The 14,458-nt window shown below is 60.0% G+C and carries 13 protein-coding genes; 10 read left to right on the forward strand and 3 right to left on the reverse strand.

All coding sequences use genetic code 11. The features are described from left to right. Window positions 1-140: 140 nt before the first annotated feature. Window positions 141-1,178, forward strand: a complete 1,038-nt coding sequence (locus J3P75_RS26530; protein WP_434708750.1) for a LacI family DNA-binding transcriptional regulator — start codon at window positions 141-143, stop codon at window positions 1,176-1,178. Window positions 1,179-1,193: 15 nt separating this feature from the next. Here J3P75_RS26530 and J3P75_RS26535 read toward each other — a convergent pair whose 3' ends face one another. Then, window positions 1,194-1,595, reverse strand: a complete 402-nt coding sequence (locus J3P75_RS26535; protein WP_093107020.1) for a type II toxin-antitoxin system HicB family antitoxin — start codon at window positions 1,593-1,595, stop codon at window positions 1,194-1,196. Between the two features lie 281 nt (window positions 1,596-1,876). On the opposite strand from J3P75_RS26535, the gene J3P75_RS26540 reads away from it, so the two are divergent. Beyond that, on the forward strand, window positions 1,877-2,137 hold the full coding sequence (locus tag J3P75_RS26540) for a hypothetical protein (RefSeq protein ID WP_434708751.1): 261 nt from the start codon (window positions 1,877-1,879) through the stop codon (window positions 2,135-2,137). A gap of 24 nt (window positions 2,138-2,161) precedes the next feature. Here the strand turns inward: J3P75_RS26540 and betT are convergent, their stop codons facing one another. Together betT and epsC are read right to left on the reverse strand one after the other, a co-directional pair. Next, window positions 2,162-4,123 carry a choline transporter BetT gene (gene betT, locus J3P75_RS26545; RefSeq protein WP_434711383.1) on the reverse strand — a complete coding sequence of 654 codons (1,962 nt, stop codon included), beginning with the start codon at window positions 4,121-4,123 and terminating at the stop codon, window positions 2,162-2,164. Between the two features lie 476 nt (window positions 4,124-4,599). Then, a complete protein-coding gene (gene epsC, locus J3P75_RS26550; RefSeq protein WP_434708752.1) occupies window positions 4,600-5,526 on the reverse strand; it encodes a serine O-acetyltransferase EpsC in 927 nt (308 codons plus the stop codon). A gap of 190 nt (window positions 5,527-5,716) precedes the next feature. Here epsC and J3P75_RS26555 point away from each other — a divergent pair, with 190 nt between their 5' ends. The 8 genes from J3P75_RS26555 to J3P75_RS26590 all read left to right on the forward strand — a co-directional run bounded on the left by J3P75_RS26555 (window position 5,717) and on the right by J3P75_RS26590 (window position 14,447). Further along, on the forward strand, window positions 5,717-6,709 hold the full coding sequence (locus J3P75_RS26555; RefSeq protein ID WP_434708753.1) for a D-cysteine desulfhydrase: 993 nt from the start codon (window positions 5,717-5,719) through the stop codon (window positions 6,707-6,709). Window positions 6,710-6,935: 226 nt separating this feature from the next. Then, window positions 6,936-7,736, forward strand: coding sequence for a cystine ABC transporter substrate-binding protein (tcyJ, locus tag J3P75_RS26560; protein ID WP_434708754.1), 801 nt, complete (start codon window positions 6,936-6,938; stop codon window positions 7,734-7,736). Further along, window positions 7,736-8,401 carry a cystine ABC transporter permease gene (tcyL, locus tag J3P75_RS26565; protein WP_434593513.1) on the forward strand — a complete coding sequence of 222 codons (666 nt, stop codon included), beginning with the start codon at window positions 7,736-7,738 and terminating at the stop codon, window positions 8,399-8,401. Before tcyJ ends, tcyL begins: the two co-directional genes overlap by 1 nt. A 4-nt stretch (window positions 8,402-8,405) precedes the next feature. After that, entirely contained in the window at window positions 8,406-9,155 is a 750-nt protein-coding gene (gene tcyN / locus J3P75_RS26570) for an L-cystine ABC transporter ATP-binding protein TcyN (RefSeq protein WP_434708755.1), read from the forward strand. Window positions 9,156-9,618: 463 nt separating this feature from the next. After that, a complete protein-coding gene (locus J3P75_RS26575) occupies window positions 9,619-10,383 on the forward strand; it encodes a hypothetical protein (protein ID WP_434708756.1) in 765 nt (254 codons plus the stop codon). Between the two features lie 232 nt (window positions 10,384-10,615). Further along, window positions 10,616-11,857, forward strand: coding sequence for an SfnB family sulfur acquisition oxidoreductase (locus J3P75_RS26580; protein WP_434711384.1), 1,242 nt, complete (start codon window positions 10,616-10,618; stop codon window positions 11,855-11,857). Window positions 11,858-11,895: 38 nt separating this feature from the next. Beyond that, complete coding sequence (locus J3P75_RS26585) at window positions 11,896-13,089, forward strand: SfnB family sulfur acquisition oxidoreductase (RefSeq protein ID WP_434708757.1); 1,194 nt, start codon at window positions 11,896-11,898, stop codon at window positions 13,087-13,089. After that, window positions 13,089-14,447: an LLM class flavin-dependent oxidoreductase gene (locus J3P75_RS26590; RefSeq protein ID WP_434708758.1), complete on the forward strand. Its 1,359-nt coding sequence runs from the start codon at window positions 13,089-13,091 to the stop codon at window positions 14,445-14,447. The genes J3P75_RS26585 and J3P75_RS26590 overlap by 1 nt, the downstream gene beginning before the upstream one ends. The last annotated feature ends 11 nt before the right edge of the window (window positions 14,448-14,458 follow it).

A 14,458-nucleotide genomic window follows, 5' to 3' on the forward strand; every position in this document is an offset into this window, starting at 1 on the left:
CTTGGGCATTCGCTCGAGCGAGTAGCAGACAATGCGCTTTGTTAGCGCTAACATCGGCAATATTGGCAACTCAGCCATAGAGCGTCCAATACTGAAAAATTAGTTTTATATGCGATTTGGTTTTTAATGAGGAGCGACGCGTGAGCGCAGACAAGCCCCGCAAACGCCGTGGCGCCGGCCGTGTGACCCTTGATGCCGTGGCGCGCGCAGCCGGTGTTTCGGCGATCACCGTGTCGCGCTATTTCAACCAGCCGGAACAGGTTTCGCCCGAGCGCCGCGAACGCATTGCGGCAGTGGTGGCTGAGTTGGGTTACGTGCCGAATCTGGTCGCCGGCGGTCTGGCTTCAGCGCGCGGGAAAATCGTCGGCATGGTCATCCCGAACATCTCCGGGCCAATCTTCGCCAATACCCTGCAAGGCTTCAGCGACACCCTCAGCCGCCACGGTTATCAGTTGTTGCTGGCGTCGAGTTACTTCGACGTCGAACAGGAAGAAAACGCTGTGCGCGCGTTTCTTGGCTGGTCGCCGGCCGCGCTGGTGCTGACCAGTCACTTTCACAGTGCAGGCACGGAAAAGATGATCGCCGAAGCGGATATTCCAGTGATTGAAACCTGGGATTATCAGCCGGATCGCGAGCCGATGCAGATTGGTTTTTCGCACTTCGAGGTGGGGGTGACGGCGGCAACGCATCTGCTCGAAAAAGGCTACCGGCGCATCGCCTTCGTGCAGAACAGCGCGCCGGGGGATTTCAGCGCACTGGAACGCCGCGACGGCTATGCCGCGACCCTGCGCAAATCGGGCCTGGAACCGTGGGTCTTCGCGCCCGACGCCGACCGCGCACCGTTCGATGCCGGCAAACAGGCGATGGAGGCGCTGATGAACGCGTCACCGCGCCCCGATGCAATCTTCTTCGCCAACGACAACCTCGCCGCCGGCGGCCTGCTCGCGGGGCAACGCGCAGGCCTGAAAATCCGCGAAGACTGCGCCGTGCTCGGCTTCGGCGACTACCCCTTCGCTGAAATGCTCCTGCCCAGCCTGAGCACGATCAAACCACCGGCACTGGAAATCGGCGTGCTCGCCGCAACCCGCGTGCTGGAAAGCCTTGGCGTGTTGCCGTGCGACGAGGTGCAACGTTTGAACCTGCTGCAATGTCAGGTTATAGAGCGGGAAAGCACCTGATCTCCAGCATCTCGCTCAGCTCGACAATTCGCGCAAGGCAGCCGCAGCCAGGAATCCTGACCGCGAGTTGTAGCGCTGATCGCGCCTGACTGTTTGATCGATACGCTCCAACAGTTGCTCAGGCAGTGTGGCGTTGAACCGCACTGACTTGCCGAAATATGGCGTGATATCAAAATCGACCACGCCCCAGATTCCTCCTGCGTAATCCGGATTATCAAGATGCGCATCAATGTCTTGCACCTGCGGCAGTGGCGCTCCGTCGGCAACCAGACCTTCATAGTGAAGCGCCAACGCCTCCCGAGTACTTTCAAAAGCCTCAGCAACCGTAGCGCCTGCGGAAAAGCAGCCGGGGACATCCGGGATAATCACTCCGTAGTCCGAGTCGGCATCCTTGTGCAGAACGACCGGGAATTTCATACCAATCCTGTACGTATGCGAGTTGATGATCGCAACTATAGGTGTAACCCCTAGCCGTAATTTCAAAATACACATTTGGAATTGGTCCTCTGACAGGCTTAGAGTCGGCGGGATTGGCTATGCTGAAGGTGACACCGAGGAGGCCCCTTCGCGAGCAGGCTCGCTCCCACAGGGATTTCCTGCGTACATAGATTTATGTTCAGCCTAGGTCCATTGTGGGAGCGAGCCTGCTCGCGAAGGCGCTCTTCCCGGCACGACATCTCCCTCAGGCAGAACGCCCCATGCACACCGCCATCATCATTTTCTTCGGCCTGGTCCTGCTCGCGCTGATGCTCTACATCGGTGAGCGCATCGGCTTCAGTCGGCAGACCATGGCCTACGGCTTCGCCGTGTTGTGGCTGGCGTTGACGTTGATCAATGGCGCGGTGGGGGTGGTGCATTCCGGCCAGTCCGTCGGTTCGGAAATAGCGATTGGCAGTGCGGTGTTCGGCGTGCCGATGGCGGCGATGGTGTTGTTCATGGTGCTGAGCGCCGAGTCCTGAACAGACCCGACGCTCAGCCGCCGATCAACGCACCAGGTGCAGGAACTGCATGTGCCGTTCGTACTGGTCGAGGATGTCGTTGATGATCTGCTCTTTGGTGTAGCCGACCAGATCGTAGTCCTGACTGCCCTCGCTCAAATGCACTTCGGCGCGGTAATAGCGGCGGTTGTTGAGCTGTTTGGAGCCCATGCCACCGCGCGCAAATGACGGCGTGAAGTAACCGCGCATCTGCACTTGATAGATGAACGGATGCTGCTCGCCATGGCCGATTTCCAGGCTGACGCTGTCATGCGCCGGGTCTGGCTGGGTGACCACGTTCAGGCCTTTCTCGACGAACACTGCCGTGACTTCTTCAATCGCCGGGCGCACCGTAGTGTCCATGAAGCGATACACCTCGTCACGCGACGGGAAGTGCACTGCCTGGCTCAGGCGCTGGCGCCAGCCACCGGTGCCACGCCGCGAACCGGAAACCGGCGCCAGCGAATGCAACTGCGCAATCTGCTTCTGCGACTCCAGATAAAACGCCTTGTGCAGTCCCCACATCATCAGCAGCAGAATCAGCGAGAACGGCAACGACGTGAGTACCACCGCTGACTTCAGTGCATCGATGCTGCCGGAGAACAACAGCGCACTGGTGATCAGCGCAGTCATCGCGCCCCAGAACACCCGCAGCCATTTCGGTCCGTCTTCGTCCGGGTTACCGCCCTTGGCCGACAGCGTCGAAAGCACGACAGTGCCGGAGTCCGCCGAGGTGACGAAGAACACGAAGCTGATGAACACCGTCACGGCGATCACGGTTTTGCTCCACGGATAGGTTTCCAGCAACAGATAAATGCTCATCGACGGGTTGTCGATGGCCGACATGCCCAGCGCGCTCATGCCATGGTTGAGTACCTGATCGAGGGCGCTGTTACCGAAAATCGACATCCACGCCAAGGTGAAACCGAGCGGAATCAACAGCACGCCGAAGACGAATTCGCGGATGGTGCGGCCACGGGAAATCCGTGCGATGAACAGGCCCACGAATGGCGACCATGCGATCCACCAGGCCCAGTAGAACACCGTCCAGCCGCCGAGCCAGTCGCTCGGTTTGTCGTAGGCGTAGAGATCGAAACTCTTCATCGGCAGGGCGCCAAGGTAATCGCCGAGGTTCTGGATCAAGGTGTTGAGCAGGTGCTGAGTCGGCCCGGCAAACAACACAAACAGCAGCAGCGCACAGGCCAGCAGCATGTTGATGTCGGACATCACCCGCACGCCTTTATCGACACCGGAGACGGCGACGATGATCGCTGCGCCCATCATCAATGTGATCAGGCCGACCTGAATCCACTGGGTGTGAGCGATGCCGAAGAGATAGTCGAGACCGGAGTTGAGGTGCAGCACGCCAAAACCCATGTCGGCACCCAGACCGAACACCGTGGCGATGATGCCAAAGCCATCGACTGCGTAACCGATCGGGCCGTTGATGCGTTTGCCGATCAGCGGATACAGCGCCGAGCGCAGCGCCAGCGGCAGGTTGTGACGGTAAGCGAAATAGGCCAGCGCCATGCCGACGAAGGCGAACACGCCCCAGCCATGCAGGCCCCAGTGCAGAAACAGAATCTGCATCGCCTGACGCGCCGCATCTGCGGTGCCCGCCTCGCCTTGCGGCGGCTGAATCATGTGCGTGAGCGGCTCGGACACGCAAAAGAAAAACAGCGTGATGCTGATCCCGGCGGCGAACAGCATGCCGGCCCAGGACAGGTAACTGAATTCGGGCTCGTCGTGGTCGGCACCGAGTTTTATCTTGCCGTAGCCGGATAAGGCGGTGACCACCACGAAGATCAGATACACCGTCATCGCGAGCATGTAATACCAGCCGACCGTGCTGGCTGCCCAGTTCTGCGCTTGCAGCAACCAGGCACCGGCCTGCTCGGGCATGGCGATGACGACGAGACCAAACAGCAGAATGACCGTCGCGGCAAAGTAGAACACCGGCGGATTCATCCGCACCAGACCGCTGGCGGGGGTAGACGATGCACTCATGAAACATGCACCTCAAGGGGTTGAAACATGGCTGAAATGATCGGACTCAGCAAAGGCAAGCCTCCTGTTGTGAGCGGGCAGCGAACCACCGGTTTAACTTGAATGAACGTTCAAGTTAAACATGGATAGGGTGGTAAGGACTAATCGCAGGGCTGGGCGGTAGTTTTCCTACAGCGGCCCGAGGAGGGGTATGACGCGGGTTTCGGGGGATTCGTTCACTGCTCCGGTTGCGGAATCAAAAGCCCCTCACCCTAGCCCTCTCCCAGAGGGAGAGGGGACTGATCGGGCGGTATTTGAGACTTACGGCGACCTGAAATGACTTTGACGAATCCATAATCAACACGGTCTCTCAGGTCGATGGATAACCCAAAACACCTCCGTCGGCTCCCTCTCCTTTTGGGAGAGGGCTGGGGTGAGGGGAAAAGGATTCCACGTCCTTATTTCTGCGTCCCGTCATCATGCTGCAAATTCGCCTGCGTCAGATTCGCCCCCGCCGGCACGCTGCGCGTCAGCCACACATTGCCGCCGATGGTCGACCCCTTGCCGATGGTGATCCGCCCGAGAATCGTCGCCCCGGCGTAAATCACCACATCGTCCTCAACGATCGGATGGCGCGGATGACCTTTCTGCAACTGGCCGTCCTCATCCGCCGGGAAGCGCTTCGCCCCCAGCGTCACCGCTTGATAAATCCGCACGCGCTCGCCAATGATCGCCGTCTCGCCAATCACCACGCCCGTGCCGTGATCGATAAAGAAACTGCGGCCGATCTGCGCGCCCGGATGGATATCGATACCGGTTGCCGAATGGGCGATTTCCGCGCTGATCCGCGCCAGCAGCGGCAACCCTGCGCGGTACAGATGATGCGCGAGGCGATGGTGAATCACCGCCAGAATCCCCGGATAGCACAGCAGCACTTCGTCGACACTGCGCGCGGCCGGATCGCCGTGATAGGCCGCCAGCACATCGGTGTCGAGTAAGGTGCGCAAGCCAGGCAAAGCCACGGCAAAATCCTGAACGATCTGAATTGCGCGCGCCTCGACCTCGCTGTCGTCCTGGGCACTGTGGCGCGCAACGTAACGTAGCTCCAGACGAGTCTGCGCCAGCAAGGCATTCAGCGCGACGTCGAGGGTGTGGCCGACGTAAAAATCTTCACTTTCTTCACGCAGGTCAACCGGCCCCAGACGCATCGGAAACAGCGCGCCGCACAGTGCTTCAAGAATTTCCGCCATTGCCGCGCGCGAAGGCAACTCGCGACCACCCTGCTCGCCGGATGCCCGGCCATTCTGTGCCCGCCACTGATCGCGCGCGCTGCGCAACTGGCCGACGATGGTGTGCAATTGCCAATGACTGGAACGCTCGCTCACGGTAGGGACTCCTCACGGGCGGCCGGACTGTCTGGCCGCGTCAACGGCGCCCACTTTACGGCATGACCGCAAGCGTAAATTAAGAACCGATAGTGCTGACCTAAGTCCAACAGGCTATAAGCGATTGCCGGTTGCCCCTGCAAAAGCGCGTGCCTATAGTCCTTTCATCTTCCTCCGCCAGTACGGACCCATGATCAAGAATCAGCTGGAACGCTTTAACCGTCTCGACCTGCTCGGCCACCCTACGCCGCTGGAAAAGCTCGAGCGTCTGTCCACCTGGCTCGGCCGCGAGGTGTACATCAAGCGCGATGACCTGACGCCGCTGGCCATGGGTGGCAACAAGCTGCGCAAGCTCGAATACCTCGCCGCCGATGCGCTGGCACAAGGCGCTGATACGCTGATCACCGCGGGTGCGATGCAATCGAACCACGTTCGCCAGACGGCTGCGCTGGCCGCCCGACTCGGTCTCGGTTGCGTGGCACTGCTGGAAAACCCGCTGGGTACCGAGGACAGCAATTACACCGGTAACGGCAATCGTCTGCTGCTGGATCTGTTCGATGCCAAGGTCGAGCTGGTCGACAATCTCGACAACGCTGACGAACAACTGGCCGCCCTCGCGGTGCGTCTCCGCAGCAACGGCAAAAAGCCCTATCTGGTGCCGATCGGCGGTTCCAATGCGCTCGGTGCGTTGGGTTACGTACGCGCCGGGCTGGAACTGGCCGAACAGATCAAGGACACCGGACTGGAGTTCGCCGCCGTCGTGCTGGCCTCGGGCAGCGCCGGCACCCATAGCGGTCTGGCCCTCGCCCTGAGCGAAGTGCTGCCACCACTGCCGGTGATTGGCGTGACCGTATCGCGCAGTGAAGAAGATCAACGGCCGAAGGTCCAGAGCCTCGCCGAGCGCACCGCAAACCTGCTCGGTGTCGAGTTGCCGGCCAGTTTCAAAGTCGAGCTGTGGGACGAGTATTTCGGCCCGCGTTATGGCGAGCCGAACGCCGGAACCCTGGCAGCGGTGAAACTGCTGGCGGGTCAGGAAGGTCTGTTGCTTGACCCGGTCTATACCGGCAAGGCCATGGCGGGGTTGCTCGATGGGATTGGTCGCCAGCGTTTCGATGACGGCCCGATCATTTTCCTTCATACGGGCGGGGCGCCAGCGTTGTTTGCCTACAAGGACTTTCTGTAACTGATCATTCCCACGCTCCGCGTGGGAGCGATCCATATGCAGGAAAAGAATAACCAGTCAGATATTGAGTATTTTCAAGTCTATAGCCGACATCCTATAGTCACGCCGCAGGCGAATTTCGGGCAAGACGCATAAGCTGCTTTGAGGCAGGATAGCGCTGTCGTCAAATTCCCGAATGTGCCTACATTCCTTAAGCGTCTTCCATAAGAAAACACAGGGGCTTGTCATGAATTTTTCCGCACTACGTCGCACTCTGCTGGTCGGTTCGCTGGGGCTTGCGCTGGGCGCCGGTCTGATCGGCCAGGCCGTGGCCGGTGAGCAACTGCAACAGATCAAGGACAAAGGCGTGCTCAACGTCGGCCTGGAAGGCACTTATCCACCGTTCAGCTTCGTCGACGAGAATGGCAAGCTGTCCGGTTTCGAGGTGGAACTGTCCGAAGCGCTGGCGCAAAAACTCGGCGTCAAAGCCAAGGTTCAGCCGACCAAGTGGGACGGCATCCTCGCCGCGCTGGAATCCAAGCGTCTGGACATCGTGGTCAACCAGGTGACCATCTCCGACGAGCGCAAGAAGAAGTATGACTTCTCCAAACCGTATACCGTTTCCGGGATTCAGGCGCTGGTGCTGAAGAGCAAGGAAGCCGCGCTGAACATCAAGACCGCCGCTGACCTGTCCGGCAAGAAAGTCGGTGTCGGCCTGGGCACCAATTACGAACAATGGGTTCGCGCCAACGTGCCAGGTGCTGACGTACGCACCTACGATGATGATCCGACCAAGTTCGCCGACCTCAACAACGGCCGCACCGATGCGATCCTGATCGACCGTCTGGCCGCGCTGGAATACGCCAAGAAAGCCCCGAAAACCGTGGCCGCCGGTGAAGCGTTCTCGCGTCAGGAATCCGGGATTGCCCTGCGCAAAGGCGAGCCGGAACTGCTGGCGGCGGTGAACAAGGCGCTCGACGAACTGCGCGCCGACGGCACGCTGGAAAAGCTGTCGAAGAAATACTTCAACGCTGACGTCACTCAATAATGGAAGAAGCTTTCCAACTCGCCCTGGATTCCGCGCCCTTCCTGCTCAAGGGCGCGTATTACACGGTAGTCCTCAGCCTCGGCGGCATGTTTTTCGGCCTGCTGCTGGGCTTCGGTCTGGCACTGATGCGCCTGTCGCGCTTCAAATCGGTCAACTGGCTGGCGCGCATCTACGTGTCGTTCTTTCGCGGCACGCCGTTGCTGGTGCAACTGTTCGTGATCTATTACGGCTTGCCGCAACTGGGTCTCGAGCTTGATCCGCTGCCAGCGGCACTGATCGGCTTCTCGCTGAACATGGCCGCTTACGCCTGTGAAATTCTCCGCGCCGCGATCGGCTCGATCGAACGGGGTCAGTGGGAAGCGGCTGCGAGCATCGGCATGACCCGCGCGCAGACCTTGCGCCGGGCCATCCTGCCGCAAGCGATGCGCACGGCGCTGCCGCCGCTGGGCAACAGCTTCATTTCGCTGGTCAAGGACACCGCGCTGGCCGCCACCATTCAGGTGCCAGAGCTGTTCCGTCAAGCGCAACTGATTACCGCCCGGACTTTCGAAGTCTTCACCATGTATCTTGCCGCCGCGCTGATCTACTGGATTCTGGCCACGGTGCTGTCGCACCTGCAGAACAAGCTGGAAGAGCGGGTCAATCGGCACGACCAGGAGTCCTGAGCCCATGATTGTCGTGGAAAAACTGACCAAGCAATTCAAACATCAGGTCGTGCTCAACGGCATCGATCTGGAGGTCAAGGAAGGCGAGGTCGTGGCGATCATCGGCCCCAGCGGTTCGGGGAAAACCACATTCCTGCGTTGCCTGAATTTCCTTGAACAACCCACCAGCGGCCGGATCAAGGTTGGCGATATCGAAATCGATACCAGCCGCCCGCTGAACCAGCAACAGAGCCTGGTGCGTAATCTGCGCCAGCATGTGGGTTTTGTGTTTCAGAACTTCAACCTGTTCCCCCATCGCACCGCGCTGGAAAACGTCATCGAAGGCCCGATCGTGGTCAAGAAGATTCCGCATGACGAGGCTGTTGCGCTGGGCAAAAAACTCTTGGCCAAGGTCGGACTCGCCGGCAAAGAGGACGCTTACCCGCGTCGACTCTCCGGTGGTCAGCAGCAGCGCGTCGCAATCGCCCGGGCCCTGGCGATGGAGCCGGAAGTGATCCTGTTCGATGAGCCAACCTCGGCGCTCGATCCGGAACTGGTCGGTGAAGTACTGGCGACCATCCGTGGCCTCGCTGAAGAGAAACGCACCATGGTCATCGTCACGCACGAGATGGGTTTTGCTCGCGACGTGGCCAACCGTGTGGTGTTTTTCGACAAGGGCGTCATTGTCGAACAAGGTGAAGCCAAGGCATTGTTTGCCAATCCGAAAGAACAGCGCACACAACAGTTTCTCAGCAAGTTTCTGAATCACGCCTGAGTCTGTTTTAACTGCACTTCGGCAACTTCCAGGGATGGAAGATGCCTTATCCAGCCTTTATATAAAGCACTATTAAAAAACCTGTAACCGGCGCTTTTTTATACATTGTGCAACAGTTGAGTTGAGCCTGTAACTCTACCCCTTCGGTTTGATGACCCACCCATAAATCCACGCATAAACGGGCAAAAAGCCGTGAAGCTCGTGGCCCGATTCGCCCCACCGCGTAGGCTTTGGGCGTACGCGCCGTAGGAACTTTCTGATTAACTTGTAATTCGCGGATTAACTAAGTTCGTCTATTGACACTCCTCCCGACACGCTCTTATCTAGTCGACAACCGGCACCATCCAGTTCAACCACGCCGTCTTCAACTTGAATAAAAGTTCGACGCTTTATTGCCGGTTTATTCACGCCTTTTGTTCTTTCAGAAACGGACTTCGCTGCAAGGCTTCAAGGAGAGAAATCGATGACCCGCACTTCGCATACCCCCGAACTGGCAGCGCCGAGCCTGGCGCCCGCGCAGAAAACCGGCATCAATCTGGCCGCCGCCGCCCATCTGTTGATCGAGGTCGCGCCCTACCCCGACATGGACAGCGGCGACCTCATCGAGTTGTTCTGGAACAAGTGTTACGTCGCCTCCAGAGTTTTGACCGCCGAGGATGTCGGCACGGCAGTCAGCCTGCGTGTGCCGGAGAGCTTCATCGACAACGGCACTGCGCGCATTCATTACCGCGTGATGCAGGTCGGCCACGGCCCGGCGTTCTCGGCAGCGACGCGAGTGTTGGTCAAACTCGATTGCCCCGGCGGCCAGCCATCGGCCCTGAGCGCAGACGAAAACCAGCAACTGGCCCCGGTGACGATCCCCGAGGCCATCCGCCGCCACGGCATCAACCCGAACCAGATCAAACGCGGCGTGCCGCTGAGCATCGAGCCGTACCTGAACATGGCCGAAGATGACGCCATCACCTTGCGCTGGGGTGATGTGCGCATGGACCTGGCGCCGATCACCGCTGCCGACATCGGCTTGCCGATCCAGGTCTGGGTGCCGCCGGCGGTGATTGTCGAAGCAGGCGAAGATCTGCGCCTGGACGTGACCTATTGCATCCTCGATCGGGTTGGCAACAACTCCCGCTGGGCACCGCCGCGCACGCTGAAGATCGGCTGCGTCAATCCTTACCTGAAAGTCCCGTTGAAGCCCGATTGCAAAGCGGCCGAAGCACGCGAGCATTGATGCTGTCGAGAGGTGACGAAGGTTCGCTCCCGCCTTCTATGCATATTCCTAGAAGTTAGTTTATTTAATGTTTATACGCGCTTAGGGTATATACACCGGACCACCGGACATTCCTTCATTCGCCGCACCTTGCGGCGTTTTCAATGAGATGTGAGGTAGGTCGTATGGTCCGGAACACAATCACCCCAGTGCAGATCGCCAGGGCATTGCGTGCAGCCAGGGAGTGGCAATGATGTCCAGTCTGGCCGATGCAAACGTCCAGTCGGATCTGGACATCGCCCCGCTGTTGTTGCCCGCGCAGGTCTTGCGCAACGACGCCCAGGCCATCAAGGCTGCCCATGAGCTGGCGCAGGTCGCCCGCGTTCAGGCGGCGAAACGCGATCGTCAGCGCAAGTTGCCGTGGTCGGAAATCGAGCAGTTCACCCGCATCGGCCTGGGCAGCATTGCCATCCCGCGCGAGTACGGTGGCCCGCAGGTTTCGTTCGTCACGCTGGCGGAAGTCTTCGCGATCATTTCCGCGGCTGATCCGGCGTTGGGGCAGATCCCGCAGAACCAGTTCGGCATCATTCACCTGATCCTTGGCTGCGCCAGCGAGGCGCAGAAACAGCAGTTGTTCGACAGCGTTCTGCAAGGCTGGCGCATCGGCAATGCCGGCCCGGAACGCGGCAGTAAAAACACCTTGGAATTGAAAGCGCGGATCAGCGCCGATGGCGATGATTATGTAATCAATGGCCAGAAGTTCTATTCCACCGGCGCGCTGTTTGCGCACTGGGTGGCAGTCAAAGCGCTGAACGATGAAGGCAAGCAAGTGCTGGCGTTCGTCCGGCGCGGCACGCCGGGTTTGCGCATCGTCGACGACTGGTCGGGCTTCGGTCAGCGGACCACCGCCAGCGGCACGATTTTGCTCAACAACGTGCGCGTCGAGTCGAGCCTGGTCATCGACAACTGGAAGATCAACGAAACGCCGAACACCCAAGGCGCCGTTTCGCAATTGATTCAGGCGGCCATCGATGCCGGCATCGCCCGTGGCGCGATTGACGATGCCATCGACTTCGTTAAAACCCGGGCACGGCCATGGATCGATGCCAAGGTCGATCGCGCCAGCGATGACCTCTACGTGATCGCCGATATCGGCAAACTGAAGATCGAATTGCATGCCGCCGAAGCGCTGCTGCGCAAGGCAGGCCAAGTGCTCGATCAGGTGCATGCCGCACCGATCACTGCGGCCTCCGCCGCACGTGCCTCGATCGCCGTGGCCGAAGCGAAAGTGCTGACCACCGAGATTTCCTTGCTCGCCAGCGAAAAGCTTTTCGAACTGGCCGGCAGCCGCGCGACCCTCGCCGAATTCAACCTCGACCGCCACTGGCGCAACGCTCGGGTGCACACCCTGCATGACCCGGTGCGCTGGAAATATCACGCGGTTGGCGCGTATCGCCTCAACGGCACGCTGCCAGCCCGTCACTCCTGGATCTGACGACCAGAACACTTTTGACCAGATCTCTGGAGATGCACATGACTTTTTCTCAACCTGTCGCGCTCATCACCAGCGATGAGCAAGCCCTGATCGTCGCCAGCGACCTGGCCGAAGATTTCCAACGCGACAGCGCCCTGCGCGACCGCGAACGGCGCCTGCCGCTGCCCGAACTTGAAGTGTTTTCCCGCTCCGGCCTGTGGGGCATCAGCGTGCCCAAGGCGTATGGCGGCGCGGGCGTGTCCAACGTGACCCTGGCCAAAGTCATCGCGCTGATCGCGCAGGCCGACGGTTCGCTCGGGCAGATTCCGCAAAACCATTTCTACGCCCTGGAAGTGCTGCGCCTGAATGGCAGTGACGAACAGAAACAACGCCTGTACGCCGAGGTTCTCGCCGGCCAGCGTTTCGGCAATGCCTTGGCGGAACTGGGTACCAAAACCGCTCACGACCGCGTCACCCGCCTTACGCGTGACGGCGACGGTTATCGCATCAACGGGCGCAAGTTTTACGCGACCGGGGCGATTTACGCGCAGCGCATTCCGACCTCGGTGGTGGATGAAAATGGCGTGCAGCAACTGGCCTTTGTCCCGCGTAACAGCAAAGGTCTGAGCGTGATCGACGACTGGAGCGGTTTCGGCCAGCGCACCACCGGCAGCGGCTCGGTCGTGTTCGAAGACGTTTACGTTGCCGCTGAAGACGTGCTGCCGTTTCAAAGTGCTTTCGAACGGCCGACCACGGTCGGGCCGCTGGCGCAGATCCTTCATGCCGCCATCGATACCGGTATCGCCCGCGCCGCTTACGAGGACGCTTTGCATTTCGTGCGCAGCAAGACGCGGCCGTGGATCGATTCCGGCAACGACAAGGCCAGCGAGGACCCGCTGACCTTGAAGAGCTTCGGCCACCTGAGTATTCGCCTGCACGCCAGCGAAGCCCTGCTTGAACGTGCCGGCGAATTTCTCGATGCCGCACAGGCTGATACGAACGCCGAAACCGTTGCAGCGGCCTCGATCGCCGTTGCCGAAGCACGCGCGATCAGCACGGAAATTTCGTTGGCGGCGGGCAGCACGCTGTTCGAACTGGCCGGCAGCCAGGCCACCCTCGCCGAGCATGGTCTCGACCGCCACTGGCGCAACGCCCGCGTGCACACACTGCATGACCCGGTGCGCTGGAAATATCACGCCGTTGGCAATTATTACCTCAACGACGAAAAGCCTCCGCTGCGAGGGACGATCTGATGAGCGCGGCGAAAAAGAAGATTCTGCTCAACGCGTTCAACATGAACTGCATCGGCCATATCAATCACGGCTTGTGGACGCATCCGCGCGATACCTCGACCCGGTACAACACTCTCGAGTACTGGACCGAGCTGGCGCAATTGCTTGAGCGCGGCCTGTTCGACGGCTTGTTCATCGCCGACATCGTCGGCGTGTATGACGTTTACCAAAACTCGCTCGACGTGACGCTGAAAGAGTCGATCCAGTTGCCGGTCAACGACCCTTTGCTGCTGGTCTCAGCGATGGCTGCGGTGACGAAAAATCTTGGCTTCGGTCTCACCGCCAATCTCACCTACGAAGCGCCGTACCTGTTCGCCCGGCGTCTGTCGACGCTCGATCATTTGAGCCGCGGCCGGGTGGGCTGGAACATCGTCACCGGCTATCTCGACAGCGCCGCCAAAGCCATGGGCCTGAGCGCGCAGGTCGAACATGACCGCCGTTACGATCAGGCCGATGAGTACTTGCAGGTGCTCTACAAACTCTGGGAAGGCAGCTGGGAAAATGACGCGGTGCTCAACGACCGCGAGCAGCGCATCTACGCGCAGCCGGACAAAGTGCACAAGGTCGAGCACAAGGGCGAGTTCTACCAGGTCGACGGTTATCACCTGTGCGAACCGTCGCCGCAGCGTACGCCGGTGCTGTTTCAGGCTGGCAGTTCCGAGCGCGGTTTGCAGTTCGCCGGGCGCCACGCCGAGTGCGTGTTCATCAGCGGCCAGAACAAATCGTCGACCAAGGCACGAGTGGACAAGGTCCGCGCCAGTGCGGTTGCTGCGGGACGCAACCCCGAAGACATCAAGGTGTTCATGGGCCTTAATGTGATTGTCGGCGCCAGCGAAGAAGCGGCCTGGGCCAAGCACGCCGAATACCTCGGCTACGCCAGCGCCGAGGCCGGCGTGGCGCATTTTTCCGCCTCCACCGGCATCGATTTTTCCCGGTACGAAATCGACGAACCGATCCAGTACGTGAAAAGCAACGCGATCCAGTCGGCCACCAAAACTCTGCAGAACAACGACTGGACCCGGCGCAAATTGCTCGACCAGCACGCTCTCGGTGGCCGCTACATCACCGTGGTCGGCTCGCCTGAACAAGTGGCCGATGAGCTGGAGTCGTGGATCGCCGAAACCGGGCTGGATGGCTTCAACCTGACCCGCATCGTCACGCCGGAAAGCTACGTGGATTTCATCGATCTGGTGATTCCCGAACTACAGCGGCGCGGCTCGTACAAGACCGCGTATGACAGCGGCACGTTGCGCGAAAAGCTGTTTCACGGCGAGGCGCAGTTGCCTGAGCGACACACAGGCTCCGCGTTTCGCCGCTAAAAGCATCGCGA

Origin of the sequence: Pseudomonas sp. R1-1, assembly GCF_051132135.1 — a bacterium.
Lineage (GTDB): Bacteria > Pseudomonadota > Gammaproteobacteria > Pseudomonadales > Pseudomonadaceae > Aquipseudomonas.